Origin of the sequence: Rhodococcus sp. NJ-530 (assembly GCF_003860625.1) — a bacterium.
GTDB classification, from domain to species: Bacteria; Actinomycetota; Actinomycetes; order Mycobacteriales; family Mycobacteriaceae; genus Rhodococcus_F; species Rhodococcus_F qingshengii.
Genome location: NZ_CP034152.1, coordinates 1,248,176 through 1,265,445, shown reverse-complemented (window position 1 = coordinate 1,265,445; position 17,270 = coordinate 1,248,176). Strand labels below are relative to the sequence as shown.

The window sequence follows — 17,270 nt, the reverse complement described above, 5'->3', positions numbered from 1 at the left end:
TTGGAATCACCCGCGCAGGGTGAAGCTCCCACGAACACGCGAGGTGATCAGCCGGGGAGTTCCTCGGAATTCCGAGATGCGAGTGCAATCACCAGGACCGCGATCCCACATCCGGCAACCAGGATCCATCCCGACCTCGATGCCTGCGCGACATCCACCGATGCACTGCCGCCGATGATGCCACCGGCCAGCGCAACACCGAGAGCAGCACCGAATTGGCGTGCACTGGAGGTTATTCCACCAGCAAGCCCCGCCTGCGATCTCGGCAACCCGTTGACGGCGGTGTTGGTGATCGGGGCATTCGAGAACCCGAATCCGATACCGAGGAACAGGTAAGCGGCCAAGAGCATCGGAATCGCCGTGTTGTTGTCGAGCGAGACCAGGCACAGTCCACCGAGCGTCGTGAAACTACCGGCGATCAGCAGCGGTCGCCGCGGGCCGAAGCGTCCGACGAGTATTCCGGACAACGGCGCGCAGACCGTTGCCGCAACAGCCATCGGGAGGGTGATCGCGCCGGCCAGGGCCGGACTCATACCGCGGGAGTGCTGCAAGTAGAACGTGCCGAGCAGTAGCGTCGCGTTCAACGCCACGAACACCACGACAGCGCCGACCACAGCCGACGAGAACGGTCTGCGGCGGAAGAGTGCGAGATCCATCAGTGGCTCGCGCTTGCGTGATTCGACGCGGATGAATGCGGCCAACGCTGCAGCAACAACGACATACCCTGCCGTCGCCGCGGCAGAGAACCATCCGATTCGCGGACCCTCGATCAGAAGGGCAACCGCCCCGCCGACAAGAATCACCAGTAGCAACTGACCGGGAAGATCGAGTCGTCGCGACTGCTGCGCTCGGGACTCCGGAACAAACACAGCAGTCAAGACGAGCACGGCCAAGATCACCGGCACGTTGATCCAGAAAACCGATCGCCAGCCGAAACTTTCGATGAGCACGCCGCCGACGATCGGCCCTGCCGCCATACTCAGGCCGAAGACCGCGGCCCACACCCCGATTGCCTTGGCCCGCTCCTTCGGGTCGGTCATCACGTTGACGACGATCGCCAAGGCAACCGGACTGAGCATCGACCCGCCGACGCCTTGGACGATCCGCGCCGCGATCAACATCTCGACGGACGGAGCGAGCGCGCAGGCAATCGACGCCACCCCGAAGACGACGAGCCCGATCTGAAAGACTCGTCTCCTGCCGAAACGATCGGCCACTGCTCCGGACGAGATCAGCAAGCTCGCCAGGACGAGTGTGTATGCGTTGACGACCCATTCCAGACCACGGGTTCCGACGCGAAATCCCTCACCGATCGTCGGCAGGGCCACGTTGACGATGGTGGTGTCCAACCCGACGACGAACAGGCTCGTGCAGCAGATCGCCAGGATGCCCCATCGCCGCCCTGCATCGAGTCCGATCACTTGCGGTTCGATCCCGCTCGAAGGTTTCATGGTCGGACTCCATCTCTCGAAGTGCTCTGCCGTACTCGACTGTCGAAAGGATCGTTGCTCTCCAGCGTCCGAAGCCGGTAGAAATTTTGCGGAAACTGCAAAGATGGACAGCATGGATGCTGAATTCGAGCAGTTGATCACCGATATCGGACCGAGACTGCGCACGCTCCGACGCGATCGCGGATTGACCCTCGAGGGCCTGTCCGAAGCCACCGGCATCTCCGTCAGCGCACTCTCACGCCTCGAATCGGGTAAGCGTCGTCCCACCCTCGATCTGCTGTTGCCGCTTGCCCGAGCGCACCGGGTCGCGCTGGACCAACTCGTCGGCGCCCCCGCTACGGGCGATCCTCGGGTCCATCTCACCCCGAGCCGACGCAAGAACGGCAGTGCCGTCGTTCCGTTGACGCGCTATCCCGGCCGAGTGCAGGTCTTCAAGCAGGTGATCGGGCCGCGTCCACCGAAGCTCGTCACCCACGCCGGCTACGAATGGCTCTACGTCCTCGCCGGGGATCTGCGTCTCATCCTGGGGGCGAACGAGGTTGTCCTGCACCCCGGGGAAGTCGCGGAGTTCGACACTGCCGAGCCCCATTGGTTCGGGCCTGCCGATGAACAGGTGGTGGAGATCTTGCACCTGTTCGGCCCGCAAGGCGAGAAGGCACACGTGCGCACGAAGGCAAAAACTACTACTGCACAAGACCTGGTTCCCGAAAGTTAGTTCACTGCATGCGTTTTCAATCGGTTCGACAGTGTGTGAGCGTGCTCGAGGAGCAGCGTTCCCAACTCGGCATGACGCGCGGGCCGGAAGCGAGTTTCCACTCCGGTCAGGCTCAACGCCCAGGCCGGGCGACCGTTGCGGTCGAACACCGCGGCACCCATCCCCCAGCTTCCCTCGACGATGAGGGCTGGATTGACGGCGTAGCCGGTGACCCGCGTCGACTCGATTCGCTCACGGAGTGATGCCTCACTGTGGATCTCACCCCATTCCGATTCCAGATTCACTCGGGCGAAATAGTCGTCGACGTCCCGCGTCGGTAGATGGCTCAAGATGGCAAGCCCCGCCGACGCGACCCCCAACGGGAATCGCTTCCCCTCGTGCAGCACGTGAGATCGCAGTGGAAAACTGCCTTCCTGACTCAGGATGCAGACGGTCTCGTCACCTCGGCGTGCCGACAGGAAGGCGCTCTCCCCCGTGACCCGGGCAAGTTCGTCGACGACGTCGCGAGCCCGGTCGGTGATGTCGTACCGATTTCCGGCCGCCGCCCCCAGGAGGTACAACTCCGGGCCGAGAGACCACCGACCGGTTCGTGCGTCACGGTCGACCAGTCCTTCGGCAGCCAGGGACGTGAGCAGTCGGTGCGCAGTGGGCCGAGCGAGGCCGGTGACCTTGCCCAATTCCGTGGTGGAAGTGCCCGTTGGTTCGGACGCGCCGAGGGCTCGCAGAAGTGCAGCCACCCGCGCGACCATGGCCGGCGATTGCCCGTGAGTTGGCATGCAGCCATCCTAGCGTCCATTCAATGAACGAAATTCCTTCAGACGATCAGTAGTCGATCAGTTCTCGGTTGATGTTCGAGATTCCTTGAACCTGTGAACTGGAGATAGTTCACTGGATATCGAAGTGAGTGAGTGTCTACTCAATGAACGCTTGGCAGGGAGAGAACATGACAGCAAAGGTGTACGAGTCCGCAGCGGAGGCGGTCGCCGACATCGTCGACGGCGCAACGCTGGCCGTCGGCGGATTCGGCTTGTGCGGCATCCCCGACGTGTTGATCGACGCGATCGCAGCTACGAGTGCAACCGACCTCGAGGTGTTCTCCAACAACTGCGGTGTCGACGATCACGGTCTCGGAATCTTGCTGAGCGCCGGCCGTATCCGACGAGTGACCGCGTCGTACGTCGGCGAGAACAAGGAGTTCGCCCGGCAGTACCTGGCCGGCGAACTCGAAGTGGAACTGACGCCGCAGGGAACGCTCGCTGAGCGTCTGCGCGCCGGCGGAACCGGAATCCCGGCATTCTTCACACCGGCCGGAGTGGGTAGCCCCATCTCCGACGGCGGAATGCCGTGGCGTTACGACGCCGACGGCTCGATCGCTATTGCATCGCCTCCGAAGGAGACTCGCGTCTTCGGAACCAAGCGTTACGTGATGGAAGAGGCGATCAACGCCGACTACGCACTCGTGCACGCCGTTCTCGGTGACACCGACGGCAACCTGGTGTTCGACAAGACCGCGATGAACTTCAACCCTCTCGCTGCCATGGCCGGCCGCATCACCATCGCGCAGGTGGAACGCCTCGTCGAACCCGGTGAAATCGATCCGGCATCGGTGCACCTGCCCGGAGTCTTCGTGCAGAGAATTGTGCACACCGGCCCTCAGAACAAGCGAATCGAAAAGCGAACCGTCAGCGCTTCGGAAGGAACCTCACGATGACCGCACCAGTGACAGTGACGGGTTGGACGCGCCAGCAGATGGCAGCGCGGGCGGCTGCAGAGATGATCGACGGGGAGTACGTCAATCTCGGAATCGGCCTTCCCACACTGATTCCCGGATACCTGGGCTCGGACGTTCGTGTGGTCCTGCACTCGGAGAACGGAATTCTCGGCACCGGACCGTATCCCACCGAGGACAACGTCGATCCTGACCTCATCAACGCTGGCAAAGAGACCGTGACCGTCAACCCCGGTGCAGCATATTTTGATTCGGCCCTCTCGTTCGGGATGATCCGCGGCGGCCACATCGACACCGCAGTCCTCGGCGGTATGCAGGTGTCGAAGACGGGCGACCTCGCAAACTGGATGGTCCCCGGGAAGATGGTCAAGGGCATGGGCGGCGCGATGGACCTGGTCCACGGAGCCCGACGCGTCATCGTCGTCATGGAGCACAACGACCGCGACGGCAACCCCAAGATCGTTGACGCCTGCACCCTGCCGCTCACCGGCCAGGGCGTGGTGAATCGGATCATCACCAACCTCGCCGTCATCGACGTGAGCGAAGAAGGTCCACTCGTCCTGCGTGAACTCGCCCCCGATGTCAGCGTCGAAGACGTAGTCGCCGCAACCGGCACCGAACTGAAAGTTGAACTGGCATGACCGACACGACCACTGTGATTGTTGCGGGAGCTCGTACCCCGATGGGTCGACTCCTCGGATCGTTGAAAGACCTCTCCGGGTCCGACCTCGGCGGCATCGCCATCAAAGGCGCCCTCGACAAGTCCGGAGTCGCACCCGAACAGGTCGACTACGTCATCATGGGACAGGTCCTCACCGCCGGCGCCGGCCAGATGCCCGCCCGCCAAGCCGCCGTCGCCGCCGGCATCCCCATGAATGTCCCCGCCCTGAGCATCAACAAAGTGTGCCTCTCCGGCATCGACGCCATCGCCCTCGCCGACCAACTCATCCGCGCCGGCGAATTCGACATCGTCGTCGCCGGCGGGCAGGAATCGATGTCCCGCGCACCCCACATGCTCGAAAAAAGCCGCGAAGGCTTCAAATACGGCGACGTCACCCTCCGCGACCACATGGCCTACGACGGCCTCCACGACATCTTCACCGACCAGGCCATGGGCCTGCTCACCGAACAAGTCAACCAACAAGAAACCGCCCACATCACCCGCGCCGAGCAGGACGCCTTCGCCGCCGCCTCACACCAGAACGCGGCCCGCGCCTGGAAAGACGGCCTCTTCGACAACGAAGTCGTCCCCGTCTCCATCCCCCAACGCAAGGGCGAGCCCATCGTCTTCGCCCAGGACGAAGGCATCCGCGCCGACACCACCACCGAATCCCTCGGCAAACTGCGTCCCGCGTTCAGCAAGGACGGCACCATCACCGCCGGCTCCGCCTCCCCGATCTCCGACGGCGCCGCCGCCGTGATCGTGATGAGCAAAACCAAAGCCGAAGAACTCGGCCTGACCTGGATCGCGGAAATCGGCGCCCACGGCGTCGTCGCCGGACCCGACTCCACCCTCCAGTCCCAACCCGCCCGGGCCATCGCCAAAGCCTGCGCGAAGGAAGGCATCGACCCCACCGACCTCGACCTCGTCGAAATCAACGAAGCATTCGCCGCCGTCGGGATCGCCTCCACCCGCGAACTCGGCCTCGACCCCGCCAAGGTCAACGTCAACGGCGGCGCCATCGCCGTCGGCCACCCCCTCGGCATGTCCGGCGCCCGCATCGCCCTGCACCTCGCCCTCGAACTGCAACGCCGCGGCGGCGGCATCGGCGCAGCCGCACTCTGCGGCGGCGGCGGACAAGGCGACGCACTCATCGTCCGCGTCCCCAAGGCCTGATTACTTCCTGCTGACCAGACAGGTCGCCGAGCCCTCATCATGCTCGGCGACCTGTCTGTTTCGTGCCGGAGGTTATTGGTGATCGAGCGTCGTCGAGCGGTTACGCAGCAACGTCTCGATCTCCGATCGCCGGTACCTCCGATGCCCGCCAAGCGTTCTCAGAGTGCCGACTTTGCCCTCCCTCGCCCATCTGGACACCGTGGTCCTGTCGACGTGGAACAGTGCTGCAACCTGTTTGGTCGTCAGCCACTCGTCGACAGGTGCTGTGTGCTCTTCTTCTCGGCTCATTGGCAGTCATTCGTAGCTGCCGACTGAATGGATGGGTCCGACGATGAATTGGCAACCCCTGGCGTGCTGTGAAAGACTCGCTGCAAAACTTTACTATTCCTTGGGGAAATAATGTCGAAGTCGGTAACTCTGATCCGTTCCACGTCACTCTCTTCGGTGGCTGAATATGCCTATGCAGCAACGGCTCCCGCCGATGCACGGCTGATCTTCCTGGCCGGATCCTGTCCTCTGAACGCGGACGGCTCTACTGCCGCCATCGGTGACTACGCAGGACAGGCAGCCAAGGCCGTCGACAACCTGAGAACAGCTCTCTCGGACGCGGGCGCGTCCATCACCGACGTGATCAACACCCGCGTCCTCGTGGCGTCGAGCAATCAAGCCGACCTGGTTGCGGCGTGGGAGGTAGTCCGCGACGCGTTCGGTGATCACGACGCCCCGAGCACTCTGATGGGTGTGACCGTTCTCGGTTACGACGATCAACTGGTCGAGATCGAGGCAATCGCGGCCGTCGTCGACTGAACTCGAACCGAACCGGGCGTTCCTACCGAGGATCTTCATGAGCAAGGGCCCGGTAGCCCTTTGCCCCCGCACGATCCACTGCGGCTCGCACAACAGCGAAGATGGCTCCCTGCAGGGCTGCGGCGATCAGGACTTCCTTGCTCGACCTGCTCAAGTCTTTGGGCTCGGGCGCATTCTTGTCGTCACCGATGCGCTTCCACACCTGTTGGAAGACAGCGCCGGCCACGATGCCGCCCAGGACGCTGGTCGCCAGTGAGAGTGGCTTGTACATCGCTTTCGATACTGCGCTCATTGCGCGGATCCTCCGTGGTTCGATACGTACCGCCTGAGCGGCTGACCGACTCTCACTACCCAGCAGGCGAGGTGTCGAAACATTGCACCGGCAAGGCACGAAGACGACTGTCGCACGTTGTGTTCCACGGGTTTGCCACTTCTCGAGCCGGGTAGGATCGTCTTAGCGAAAGAAGGTTGTGTAAGTCATGGAAAACTACAGAATCGAACTACCGGACGGTACAACGGTGATGGAAGATTTCGTCTCGGATCGCGCCGCAATCGCATACGCGGTCGATCTGAATCACGGTTGTAGCGAGAAAGTCTCGGTATTCCGTATCACCGCCGAGGGAGAAACCATCCCGACTCGGATGTGCCCCAAGCAGAATCCTGGTTCTCGGCGTCGCGCGCGAAGCGTCCGATAGAAGCCGGTCAAGAAGCGTCGAGGCGCGGAAAGAGCGTCTCCCTTGCAAGCAGCAGCAAGGCCGCAGCGACCGGAATCGCCAGCAACGCACCGACAATACCGAGCAACGCTCCACCCAACAGAACCGCGACAACGGTCACCAGTGCCGGGACCGCCACCGTCTTCCCGATGATCTTCGGAACGAGCAGGTAGTCCTCGAGCAGACGTAACGCAATGAAGAACGCAACTGTCGCCAATGCCGTTGGGACAGAGACTGTCAGGGAGACCAGGGCGACGACAACCCCTGCGATCGTGGAACCGACTATCGGGATCAGATCGAGCAGAGCGACCAGCAGCGCCAGGATCAACGGATACGGCACGTCGAAGATCAACAACCACGCGAAGGTGCACACTGCGGTGATCACGGAGATCAGAACATTGCCGAGGACGTACCCACCCACACCTGCCAGTATCTGATCACCGATGGCGATTGCTCGTGGCCGCCGCGAATGTGGCACCAGCCGATACAGATTCGTGCGGATTCGTGGATAGTCGATCAAGAAGTACGTCGTCAGTACCGCAACGATTCCAGCGTCGGCGACTGCGCTGAACACCGCGCGCCCCGCTCCGAGCAAACCCGTCGCGAGCGCAGACCCCGAACCGTCCAGTTGGGTGGTGAGGTGCTCCTCGAGGTGATACTTCTCGTCGAGGTCGCTGACGATCGGATACCGGTCACGAATGTGTGTCAGAAGTTCGGGAGCGTGCGATGCGAACTGACGTCCCTGCTCGACCAGCGGAGTGATCGCAGCAACGAGAAACAGCGCGAGCATCACCGCAATTCCGAGGAGTACCACGGTGACCGCGATCCAGCGCCGGAAATGTCTCCGCTCAAGCCAGACGATCATCGGTTCGATGCCCACCGCGAGAAACAGCGCGACCACGATCAGGATCAGCATGCCTCGCGCCGCCAGGAGCACTTCGATCACCGCGTACGTCACGGCAACACCGGCCGCCGCGCTCAGACCGATGAAGAACGGTGAACGACGATCGAACCTCGGCCCCGGTTCGCCCAGCGGCCGGACGGGCGTCGCCAATGCTGCGGCTTCACGTTCGGCTTCCGCCATCGGATCTGCAGCTTTGACTTCACTGTCGGAATCCGGTGAGGTGTCCGCGGAACTGGGATCCATTCAAGCCACCTCACGATCCGCGCGACTTCCCGGCACGGGAGTGAGTACCCGTGCCGTGGCCGGATCAACCTCGAGGCTTCTCCGCTCCGCTTCGGGTCAGCGCGAGACCGGTTCCTACCACTCCGATAATCGACACAGCGATGGCGATGCTGGGCCAACCGTCGCTCTGCCAGTAGACGTCGTCGAGAGTGATCAGTAACGCAGCCTCGTCGACGATGAGCCCGAGTACGATGCCCAACGCGATGCCCATCCATGTTCTTGCGCGAGGGCTTCGGTCTACGAGTCCGAAGATCGCCACCCCGGCCAACAGCAGAATTCCCCATAAATAGTGATGCAGATGAGTGCCACCGGCGCTGATGTCGCCGACGTCTCTGGTGTCGATCTGGATCAACCACGTCACCAGACGTGCTCCGCCGAACGTCAACGTGAAGGCCACCCACGCCAACACCAAACCGCGGCGCGATTCGTCAACCTGATTCCATCTGCGAGGGAATCTGAATCGCTCGGCAGATTTCTCTTCGCCATGGTCTCGAGAAAGCATCCTTCATGTTTACCCGATGCCGCTCAGATCGATAATTTGGGGTAGAGAGACCGAAAACCAGTTGGAGCACAAAAAGCGGTACCCGATCTCCGAAGAGATCGGGTACCGCCTTCTCAGCTACTCGCGCAGTATTGATCAATACCAGACTTTTCGTCCGCCCACTGCGCGCCCGGTAGCACCGAGGATGGACAAAACTGCACCTACGACGACCAAGATGATGCCGACGGTGGTCAGAATGCTCAACCCCGTGAAAAAGCCGATCAACGCCAGAATAATGCCGAGAACAATCATGTGAGAACCTCATCCGGTATGCGTATCAAAATGATCTACTCAACTGACGCTACTACAGAAACTTCACAATCGATAAATCCGATAAATACATTCATAAATGCGAAACTCGTATTACTACCCAATAGCGCCTCCGTTAAAACATCAGCCTTTCTCTTATCTCTACCTCACAGTTCTACGTCCTCGATCTTCGCCTCGACCGCCGGCGTGATGTGGCTCAACACGCAGCACCAACGACCGTCTCGCCGCGCGAACACGTCGGTGGTCCACTCGTCGGCGTCGTATTGTCTGCCGCCGTAGTGCGCGGTATTGACGATCCGCGTGGTGAACAGTGCGACGTCACCGAAGAAACGCACGCGAGCGCTCCCGACGCGGTCCATCGCCGAATGAGTCAGGTCGCCCGAGGCCAGGAACTCCGCTTTGGTCGACACTCCGGATTCCGAGACGATCACCCAGTCGTCTGCCATGAAATCGCCGATCCGTTCGGCGTCGTTCGAGCACATCGCGACGTTCCACTCGTCTGCGACAGCGACCAATGCCGCACTCTCCTGATCCGACATGTCTTCTCCCTCTACCGTCGTCACCCTCGGCGGGTGATGCCCCGACGGCAGGGTTCCCGCAGGGTGGACTTCGAACCGACGTGCACGACGAGAGGGCAGAGATGACAGACACCAGTCGCACCGAGCTTGCAGCTCAGGCGTATATCTACGGATTTCCCCTCGTTTTCAATCTCGACCAGGTCCATCGGTATGTTCACAACGGTGTCGGAGCGAACCCCGCCGCACCTTTCAACACCTTCAGCCACGCCCGCACACTGGCCGGGCCGGCAGACACTTTCGTCACGATCAACAACGACACCGTGTATTCCATGGCGCAGATCGATCTCTCTGTCGGCCCCGTTTCGCTGCACGTCCCCGATACCGATGGCCGTTACTACGTCCTCCAGTTCGTGGACGCCTGGACAAATAATTTCGCTTACGTCGGGCATCGGGCCACCGGCACGAAGAGCGGAGACTTCCTTCTCGTCCCACCCACCTGGACGGGAACCCCGGCGGACCAGACCACGGTGATCAGATTTCCCACGAACATTGCGTCGATCGTGGGCCGGTGGGCATGCGGTGGCGACGACGACCTCCCTGCGGTGCACGCCTTGCAGGACGCCACCACGCTGACCGTCGTCGACTCCACCGGAAACTCGGCGGGTCTCCCAGTGCCCGAACCCGGGGTAAGCCAGGACCTCCTGTTCCTCGAGAAACTCCGCATCTGGTCACAGGCGTTTCCGCCGGCCCCGCGCGATCGAGAACTCCAGGATTCCTTCTCCCCGATCGGAATCACCGAGCATGGGGCCTCTCCCTACGTATCGCTGTCTGCCGACGAGGCAGCCGCGTTGGCTGACGGATTGACGATCGGTGAGAAGAACCTGCTCGAGGCCCTCACGAAAGGCTCCAGCCCCGAAGTCAACGGATGGAAGCTCACATTCCACGCCTTCGACTACAACCTCGACTACTTCGAGGTCGGCACAATCGACGATTCACAATTCAAGATCGCCGATCCCAAGTTGCGCATCGTCGAACGCGCCGCGGCTGCCAAGGGCGGGCTGTGGGGCAACCACCCTTACGAAGCGGCGTACATCATGACCTACGTCGACGATCAGAGCGAGCAGTTGAATGGAACCCACACCTACACAATCAGACTCGACCCCACTCCGCCGGTGAGCGCCTTCTGGTCGCTGACGATGTACTCGGTGCCGGACTTCTTCCTCGTGGCGAACCCCGTTGACCGATACTCGATCGGCGACCGCACTCCAGGAATCGTCCACGACGCCGACGGTGCGTTGACGATCACGATCAGCGACGAGGAGCCGAAAGATCCCACGGCGAAGGCAAACTGGCTGCCCGCACCGCGCGGGGATTTCCGACCGGTACTGAGAATGTACGAACCTTCGCCCGCCGTGCTCGATCAGTCCTACGTCGTCCCCGCCATCACTCGCTCGCGAGAATGACGGCTCGCGTCTGACGGCCTGCCTGTGCGGGCCGTCAGACGGACGCAGAATCAGGCGTGCGTGCCGCCGTCGATCCGGATCTCCGTGCCCGTGATGAAGGCACCATCGTCGGATGCCAGCATCGCGATAACTCCCGCAACACTTTCCGGCCCGGCCATGGGGGCACCACCGGACTCCAGATCAGTGCTCAGAATCGGTGACAACTTGCCGAAGAGCGACCAGTCGGTGTCTTCCGGCAAGTACGACGCCGTAGTGTCGGTGATCCCGCTCTTCACACTGCCTGGAGCCACCGCGACGGCACGCAGACCCTGCTTGCCGTATTCGAGAGCCAGTGCGTGAGTGAAGGACTGGATTCCTCCCTTACTTGCGGCATACGCGGCCATGTACGGGTGCGCGAAGGCCGCGGAGGTGGAACTGAAATTCACCACGACTGCGTTGGCGGTGGCGAGGAGAGCCGGCAGTGCCTGGCGGGTGACGAGGAAAGTGCCCGTCAAATTCACGGAGAGCACCTGATTCCACAGGTCCAGCGAGGTCTCGTGGGTGTGCCCACCACGCAGTATCCCGGCGGCGTTGACCAGTACGTCCAATCCCCCGAGAGTCGAAATCGCCTGACCCACAACCTTGATGACGGAACTCTCGTCACCGATATCGACGACGACGGTGTCGAGGCGATCCTCCGTCGAAGCATGTTCTGCCGATTTCCGGGTGTTCGCCAAACCCTGCTCGGAGATGTCTGCAGCGACCACGCGGCCACCTTCGGCGAGCAACCGCAGCGCGGTGGCCTGCCCGATTCCAGATCCTGCGCCGGTGACGAGAATACGACGACCTTCGAAACGATTCATTGCTGTGTACCTTTCACGAAAACGAGTTGGCTGGCATTCCAGGCTCGGTGGCGCCGACACTCACAACTCACCCGCGAGAAACTTCAGGTACGGGAAATGCGCAGCACTGCAACAGGTGTGGCACTGCGAAATCTCGGCGAGGCAATGCTCGCCGAAGTGGCGAATGTCAGACGGATCCGGCCGGTGCGGCCAAGGCTCTTTCGATCCAGACAAGACCGGACGGGCGGCGGTCGATCGCCTTACGCCCACGTCGGAAAGTCGCTACGCCGAATCGGGCCGTGCGCAGTGCACGGCCGGAAGCGAGAGAACAGCGGCGTATGGACATCACAGGCACGGTAGCAGCGCCGGCACCACTCGCTCAACCGCGTCGTTTCGAGACCCGAATCATTCAGGTAATCAGATGTCACTTCTGGACAACTCGCTCGACTTAGGCAGCACTAACCTGGCGGCATCCCGAAAACCCGATCCAGGAGCACAGTCGATGACACATGCAGACGCCTCGCGCACAACAACTCCCCCGACGACCGTCCTACGGACCGCTGACCACAATCGCGGACTCAACGACGTTCTCGCGATCGTCGAAGCGATGGAGCGACCGAGCGATCACCTGCTGCGGATCACGGCTCGTTTGACGGAGTCGACCGACGATCCGACCTGGTCACGCCCGAATGTGACCGTACGCATGAATCTCGGGCCGGCCCTCGACGACGCTTCGCGCGTGTACACGGTGCGTTCCTACGATTCAGCGAGCGGATCGATCGTCGTCGATGTGGTCCTGCACGGACAGACCAGTCCGATGATGAGGTGGGCAGCAGCGTTGGCCGTCGGTGACACCTTCGGCCTCACCGGTCCGCGGCCACACTTCTTGATCCCTGATGTTCCTGGTCGACGTATCGCACTTTTTCTGGACGGCACCGCAATACCCGCATTGCACTCGATCATCGAGCAGTTACCTAACGACGTCGTCGGAATCGGCTGGGTCACAACAGATGACGAGGTCGCCTTCGCCGAACTGCCCGCCCTCCCCGGCCTGGAGCTTCACCGCGTGAGCGCAGATCCGGCCGAGCCCGACGGCCCACTTGTGGTACGAGCACGCGAGCTTGCCAATCCCGCGAGCTACGTCGTGTGGGGCGCCGGTGAACGCAACGAGATGCGCGCAATCCGGAAGCACTTTCGATCGACCGTCGGACTCGACAAAAACGACGTCGCGATATTCGGATACTGGAAGGAGGGCGTCAGCAACACCGAAATCGACCTCCGTCGACGCGAGAACTACGAGCGCATCCTCGCCGACGGCGGAACCCTCACCGACATCGACGACCTGGCCATCGAGATCTGATTGCCTCACACCAGCCGACCTGACCGGCGGTGCACTGCGGTGATAAGTTCCTCTGTGCCAGCGGACCTCCACACAGGGGGTCAGGGAATCCGGTGTGAATCCGGAACTGACGCGCAGCGGTGAGGGTGACCGCCCGGGCTTACGCCACTGGATGAGAATCTGGGAAGGCGCTCGGGTGGGGCGATCTCGAGTCCGAATACCGGCTGGCAGCAGGGGTCAACAGGCGCCTGTTCACACGGTAACGGGCTCCGCGAACGAGCCCCTGCGAGAACGAGATTCCATGCGTCTGTCCAGACTTCACCTACCCGCCGCCGCCGTCGCTGCCCTGTTGTGCGCGTCGTTGGTTGCCTGCTCCTCCGACGACAGTGCTGCCCGACAATCCAACTCTTCCGAACAATCGCGCGTGACAGTCCAGAACTGTGGCCGAGACGTCACGGTGGAGCGACCGATCGAACGGGCAATCGCGGTAAATCAACCTGCAGCAGAGATGCTGTTCGCGCTGGGAGTGCAGGACCGGATGGCCGGGTACGCCATGAGCGATGACGATGTCCTCCCCGAACTGCGCGAGGCGCGTGGTCAGGTCCAGGCGTTCGACACCGAGTTCCCGTCATTCGAAAGTGTCCTCGAACGCGAACCGGACATGGTTTACACGACGTTCAACTACACGTTCACCTCGGAGGGCATCGCCGACCGGATCAAGTTCACCGACCTCGGTGTCGCGACATATCAGTCACCCAGCGAGTGCACCGGTCAGGATGCCGAGCAGAGCAAGGCCCTCACGCTCGACGACTTGTACGACGAAATCGACGACGTGGCAACACTGTTCGATGCCAAGGACAAAGGTGTCGAGCTCACCGAGAGTTTGAAGGATCGCGCGGCCACCGCCACGGCGGCACTGGGAGCTGAGAACGTGACGCTGGCGTGGTGGTACGCAGCCACGAAGACTCCGTACTTCGCCGGGTGCTGCGGTGCACCGGGAATCATGACCGACGCGGTGGGTGCGAAGAACGCCTTCGACGACAACAAGCAGTATTGGCCCGAAATCGGTTGGGAGAGTGTGCTCGATCGAGACCCGACCGTGCTGGTGCTCGCAGATCTCGACCGCGGTGGAGACGGCGACAGTGCCGCAGACAAGATCGCGTTCCTCGAATCGGACCCGGTCGCCAGCAAGCTCACCGCAGTGAAGAACAAGCGTTACATCATCCTCGAAGGAACGACGATGGATCCCTCGATCCGCAATGTCGGTGGCATCGAACAGCTCTCCGACGGGCTGCGCCAGTTGGGTGTGGTCTAGATGTCCGCGCAGATCAGTGAACTGGTGCGTCGGTGGGACGACCAGCAGGCGGCATACATCGCCGACCGTGAGAAGCGCTTCGACGTGATTCTCGACGTTCTCGAATTGCAGCACGCGCACGCCCCGTTCACGGTTGTCGACCTGGCCTGCGGGCCGGGTTCACTGAGCGCCCGGATTCTCGAGAAGTTCGAGCATGCGAGCGTTGTGGGGATCGATTACGACCCGATGCTGCTGGAGCTCGCCCGCCAGTCGTCGACGCGTTTCGGTGACCGACTGCAGCTGATCGACGCAGATCTGGCGGGAGCCGATTGGCCGAATTCGGTGGCTGCGCCGGTTCAGGCGATAGTGTCGACAACCGCGCTGCACTGGTTGCAACCGCAGCAGCTCGTCGAGGTGTACCGGCAGTGCCGCGAACTGCTGAGTCCGGACGGAGTCCTGCTCAATGGTGATCACTTTCGTTTCGACAGCCGCTTCCCTGTCATCGGGCGATGGGCGAAGGCTCACGACGAGCAGACGCAACACTCCGCCTTTGCTGCGGGCGCTCCCGAGTGGGAGAGCTGGTGGGACGAGTTGCGGGCCACTCACGGCATCGGGGCACTGACCGACGAGCGTGAGCGCAGATTCGCCGGACGTGACGCCACCGCGCCCACAGCCGTCGACTTCCAGTTGGCGGCGCTCGCGCAAGCAGGTTTTCGGGAGTCGGGGACGGTCTGGCAACTGTTCGACGACTGCGTGGTCTACGGCGTGAGATGACGACAAGAGTTCGGCTGCGTGACAACCCGACGACCGTCACCCTGCTGTGGATGATCGGTGTTGTCACGCTGGCCGGATCGGCTGCCGTGGCAATCACGTTGGGGCCGGCCGGTCTGTCGGTCGGTGAGGTGGCTTCGATCGTCATCGGCCATCTCGGCGGTACCGCGGCGGACGTCACCCCTATCCGTGACGGCATCGTCTGGGACCTCCGTCTGCCGCGTACCCTGCTCGCCGCGCTCTGCGGTGCCGGTCTCGGGTTGTGCGGTGCGATCATGCAGTCGCTGCTTCGCAATCCGCTGGCCGATCCGTTTGTCCTCGGTATCTCGTCCGGCGCCTCGACCGGTGCCGTACTGATCGTGATCCTCGGAGTCGGGTCGGGAGTGATCGGCTTGTCGAGCGGCGCCTTCATCGGCGCGGTGATCTCCTTCGCCCTTGTGTTGCTGCTCGCCCATGCGGCCGGCGGCACGCCGGATCGGGTGATCCTGGCCGGTGTCGCCGCGACCCAACTGTTCTCCGCGCTCACCTCGTTCATCGTCATCACCTCGGCCGATCCCGAGCAGACCCGCGGCGTGATGTTCTGGCTCCTGGGCTCACTCGGCGGCGCCGACTGGCTCGACGTCGCACTCTGCGCTGCGGTGGTCGCAGTCGGCCTCGCGGTCTGTCTGACTCACTCCCGCGCACTCGACGCCTTTGCCTTCGGCGAGGACGCGGCGTCGTCGCTGGGGGTGAACGTGTGGCGGGTGCGTGTGACCCTGTTGTTGGCAACAGCCTTGATGACCGCGGTGATCGTGAGCGTCGCAGGCGCCATCGGCTTCGTGGGCCTGGTCCTCCCGCACGCGGCGCGGGCTCTCGTCGGTTCGAACCACCGCCGACTCCTGCCCGCGTCCGCACTGATCGGCTCCATCTTCCTTGTCTGGGTCGACGCTGTGGCACGCACAGCCATTGCGCCGCAGGAACTCCCGGCCGGTGTGGTGACCGCGCTGGTCGGTGTGCCTGCGTTTGCCGTCATCCTCTGGAGACGGAAGGCCAGGCCATGACACTCGAAGCTACCGGCGTCAGTTGGCGGGTCGGCGGGGCGCTCATAGTCGACGACCTCGACGTCTCGCCTACAACCGGAAGTACGGTGGGGCTTCTCGGCCCCAACGGTTCGGGGAAATCGACGCTGCTGAAACTGCTTGCCGGGCACAATCGTCCGACATCCGGTGTCGTGACCCTGGACCGAACCCCGTTGTCCGACTGGAAACGCCGCGACATCGCGCGTCGGATCGCGACCGTTGATCAGCACAGCAACACCGAGATCGATCTGACGGTCGCGGAGGTAGTCGAACTCGGACGCACACCTCACCGCGGACTGTGGGGTGGGCAGTCGGATTCCGATCGCGACGCCGTTCGGGCAGCGATCGAACACACCGACCTCGCCGGCATGCTGGACCGGTCGTGGCACACCCTGTCCGGCGGGGAGCGCCAACGCGTCCAGATCGCGCGCGCCCTCGCTCAGGAACCTCACGAGTTGCTACTCGACGAGCCGACCAATCACCTGGACATCAACCATCAACTCGAATTGCTCGCGCTCGTGCGACGCCTCCCCACCACCACGATCATGGCATTGCACGATCTGAATCTGGCCGCCATGTTCTGCGATTCGATAGTGATGCTGAACCGGGGATCCATCGTTGCCCACGGAAGCCCGACCGAGGTCCTCACCGCTGACCTGATAGCCGAGGTCTACCAGGTCGACGCCGAGGTTCGCCTGGACGGTCCCGGCGGAGTACCTACCGTGCGATACCTTCCACCCGGCTCGAACTAGACGCA

22 protein-coding genes and 1 riboswitch are annotated in these 17,270 nt (G+C 62.5%); of the genes, 12 read left to right on the top strand and 10 right to left on the bottom strand.

The window, feature by feature from the left end; all coding sequences use genetic code 11:
* Positions 1 to 47: 47 nt before the first annotated feature.
* Complete coding sequence (locus tag EHW12_RS05815; protein ID WP_064075790.1) at positions 48 to 1,451, bottom strand: MFS transporter; 1,404 nt, start codon at positions 1,449 to 1,451, stop codon at positions 48 to 50.
* Positions 1,452 to 1,563: 112 nt separating this feature from the next.
* Here EHW12_RS05815 and EHW12_RS05810 point away from each other — a divergent pair, with 112 nt between their 5' ends.
* Positions 1,564 to 2,166, top strand: coding sequence for an XRE family transcriptional regulator (locus tag EHW12_RS05810; RefSeq protein WP_125052546.1), 603 nt, complete (start codon positions 1,564 to 1,566; stop codon positions 2,164 to 2,166).
* Here the strand turns inward: EHW12_RS05810 and EHW12_RS05805 are convergent.
* Positions 2,163 to 2,942, bottom strand: coding sequence for an IclR family transcriptional regulator (locus tag EHW12_RS05805; protein WP_125050392.1), 780 nt, complete (start codon positions 2,940 to 2,942; stop codon positions 2,163 to 2,165). The two genes, EHW12_RS05810 and EHW12_RS05805, sit on opposite strands and share 4 nt — an antisense overlap.
* A 167-nt stretch (positions 2,943 to 3,109) precedes the next feature.
* On the opposite strand from EHW12_RS05805, the gene EHW12_RS05800 reads away from it, so the two are divergent.
* The 3 genes from EHW12_RS05800 to EHW12_RS05790 are packed head-to-tail and all read left to right on the top strand — an operon-like array spanning position 3,110 to position 5,732.
* Entirely contained in the window at positions 3,110 to 3,877 is a 768-nt protein-coding gene (locus tag EHW12_RS05800; protein ID WP_175280115.1) for a CoA transferase subunit A, read from the top strand.
* Positions 3,874 to 4,536 (top strand): 3-oxoacid CoA-transferase subunit B, encoded by a 663-nt coding sequence (locus EHW12_RS05795; protein WP_007726396.1) that lies wholly within the window; start codon positions 3,874 to 3,876, stop codon positions 4,534 to 4,536. Before EHW12_RS05800 ends, EHW12_RS05795 begins: the two co-directional genes overlap by 4 nt.
* The gene (locus tag EHW12_RS05790) at positions 4,533 to 5,732 is read left to right on the top strand and encodes an acetyl-CoA C-acetyltransferase (RefSeq protein WP_063314911.1); all 1,200 of its coding nucleotides are present in this window, start codon (positions 4,533 to 4,535) and stop codon (positions 5,730 to 5,732) included. Before EHW12_RS05795 ends, EHW12_RS05790 begins: the two co-directional genes overlap by 4 nt.
* A gap of 72 nt (positions 5,733 to 5,804) precedes the next feature.
* Here the strand turns inward: EHW12_RS05790 and EHW12_RS05785 are convergent, their stop codons facing one another.
* A complete protein-coding gene (locus EHW12_RS05785) occupies positions 5,805 to 6,020 on the bottom strand; it encodes a BldC family transcriptional regulator (RefSeq protein ID WP_003945782.1) in 216 nt (71 codons plus the stop codon).
* Between the two features lie 111 nt (positions 6,021 to 6,131).
* Here EHW12_RS05785 and EHW12_RS05780 point away from each other — a divergent pair, with 111 nt between their 5' ends.
* Positions 6,132 to 6,539, top strand: coding sequence for a Rid family hydrolase (locus tag EHW12_RS05780; RefSeq protein WP_047269303.1), 408 nt, complete (start codon positions 6,132 to 6,134; stop codon positions 6,537 to 6,539).
* A gap of 22 nt (positions 6,540 to 6,561) precedes the next feature.
* Here the strand turns inward: EHW12_RS05780 and EHW12_RS05775 are convergent, their stop codons facing one another.
* Positions 6,562 to 6,831, bottom strand: coding sequence for a DUF4235 domain-containing protein (locus tag EHW12_RS05775; RefSeq protein ID WP_064112966.1), 270 nt, complete (start codon positions 6,829 to 6,831; stop codon positions 6,562 to 6,564).
* Positions 6,832 to 7,018: 187 nt separating this feature from the next.
* Between EHW12_RS05775 and EHW12_RS05770 the strand changes: the two genes are divergently transcribed.
* Positions 7,019 to 7,234: a hypothetical protein gene (locus tag EHW12_RS05770; protein WP_047269301.1), complete on the top strand. Its 216-nt coding sequence runs from the start codon at positions 7,019 to 7,021 to the stop codon at positions 7,232 to 7,234.
* 7 nt (positions 7,235 to 7,241) lie between these two features.
* Here EHW12_RS05770 and EHW12_RS05765 read toward each other — a convergent pair whose 3' ends face one another.
* The 4 genes from EHW12_RS05765 to EHW12_RS05755 form a co-directional block, all read right to left on the bottom strand.
* Positions 7,242 to 8,399, bottom strand: a complete 1,158-nt coding sequence (locus tag EHW12_RS05765; protein ID WP_042453495.1) for an AI-2E family transporter — start codon at positions 8,397 to 8,399, stop codon at positions 7,242 to 7,244.
* A 64-nt stretch (positions 8,400 to 8,463) separates the two neighbouring features.
* Positions 8,464 to 8,940 (bottom strand): hypothetical protein, encoded by a 477-nt coding sequence (locus EHW12_RS05760; RefSeq protein WP_125050391.1) that lies wholly within the window; start codon positions 8,938 to 8,940, stop codon positions 8,464 to 8,466.
* 135 nt (positions 8,941 to 9,075) lie between these two features.
* Entirely contained in the window at positions 9,076 to 9,231 is a 156-nt protein-coding gene (locus tag EHW12_RS34555) for a DUF6131 family protein (RefSeq protein WP_003945564.1), read from the bottom strand.
* Between the two features lie 164 nt (positions 9,232 to 9,395).
* Complete coding sequence (locus tag EHW12_RS05755) at positions 9,396 to 9,788, bottom strand: nuclear transport factor 2 family protein (protein ID WP_125050390.1); 393 nt, start codon at positions 9,786 to 9,788, stop codon at positions 9,396 to 9,398.
* A gap of 101 nt (positions 9,789 to 9,889) precedes the next feature.
* Between EHW12_RS05755 and EHW12_RS05750 the strand changes: the two genes are divergently transcribed.
* Positions 9,890 to 11,230, top strand: a complete 1,341-nt coding sequence (locus EHW12_RS05750; RefSeq protein WP_073513491.1) for a DUF1254 domain-containing protein — start codon at positions 9,890 to 9,892, stop codon at positions 11,228 to 11,230.
* Positions 11,231 to 11,280: 50 nt separating this feature from the next.
* On the opposite strand, the gene EHW12_RS05745 is transcribed toward EHW12_RS05750, so the two are convergent.
* Together EHW12_RS05745 and EHW12_RS34550 are read right to left on the bottom strand one after the other, a co-directional pair.
* Positions 11,281 to 12,072: an SDR family oxidoreductase gene (locus tag EHW12_RS05745; protein ID WP_042920159.1), complete on the bottom strand. Its 792-nt coding sequence runs from the start codon at positions 12,070 to 12,072 to the stop codon at positions 11,281 to 11,283.
* 166 nt (positions 12,073 to 12,238) lie between these two features.
* Positions 12,239 to 12,397: a hypothetical protein gene (locus tag EHW12_RS34550; RefSeq protein ID WP_155419158.1), complete on the bottom strand. Its 159-nt coding sequence runs from the start codon at positions 12,395 to 12,397 to the stop codon at positions 12,239 to 12,241.
* A 156-nt stretch (positions 12,398 to 12,553) separates the two neighbouring features.
* On the opposite strand from EHW12_RS34550, the gene EHW12_RS05740 reads away from it, so the two are divergent.
* The 5 genes from EHW12_RS05740 (at position 12,554) to EHW12_RS05720 (ending at position 17,265) form a co-directional block, all read left to right on the top strand.
* Positions 12,554 to 13,411, top strand: coding sequence for an SIP domain-containing protein (locus tag EHW12_RS05740; protein ID WP_073513493.1), 858 nt, complete (start codon positions 12,554 to 12,556; stop codon positions 13,409 to 13,411).
* Positions 13,412 to 13,452: 41 nt separating this feature from the next.
* Positions 13,453 to 13,634, top strand: a riboswitch (cobalamin riboswitch).
* A 57-nt stretch (positions 13,635 to 13,691) separates the two neighbouring features.
* The gene (locus tag EHW12_RS05735; protein ID WP_073513490.1) at positions 13,692 to 14,705 is read left to right on the top strand and encodes an ABC transporter substrate-binding protein; all 1,014 of its coding nucleotides are present in this window, start codon (positions 13,692 to 13,694) and stop codon (positions 14,703 to 14,705) included.
* Positions 14,706 to 15,458, top strand: coding sequence for a class I SAM-dependent methyltransferase (locus tag EHW12_RS05730; protein WP_125050389.1), 753 nt, complete (start codon positions 14,706 to 14,708; stop codon positions 15,456 to 15,458).
* Positions 15,455 to 16,495 carry an iron chelate uptake ABC transporter family permease subunit gene (locus EHW12_RS05725; RefSeq protein ID WP_125050388.1) on the top strand — a complete coding sequence of 347 codons (1,041 nt, stop codon included), beginning with the start codon at positions 15,455 to 15,457 and terminating at the stop codon, positions 16,493 to 16,495. The genes EHW12_RS05730 and EHW12_RS05725 overlap by 4 nt, the downstream gene beginning before the upstream one ends.
* Positions 16,492 to 17,265 (top strand): ABC transporter ATP-binding protein, encoded by a 774-nt coding sequence (locus tag EHW12_RS05720; RefSeq protein ID WP_116057144.1) that lies wholly within the window; start codon positions 16,492 to 16,494, stop codon positions 17,263 to 17,265. Before EHW12_RS05725 ends, EHW12_RS05720 begins: the two co-directional genes overlap by 4 nt.
* The last annotated feature ends 5 nt before the right edge of the window (positions 17,266 to 17,270 follow it).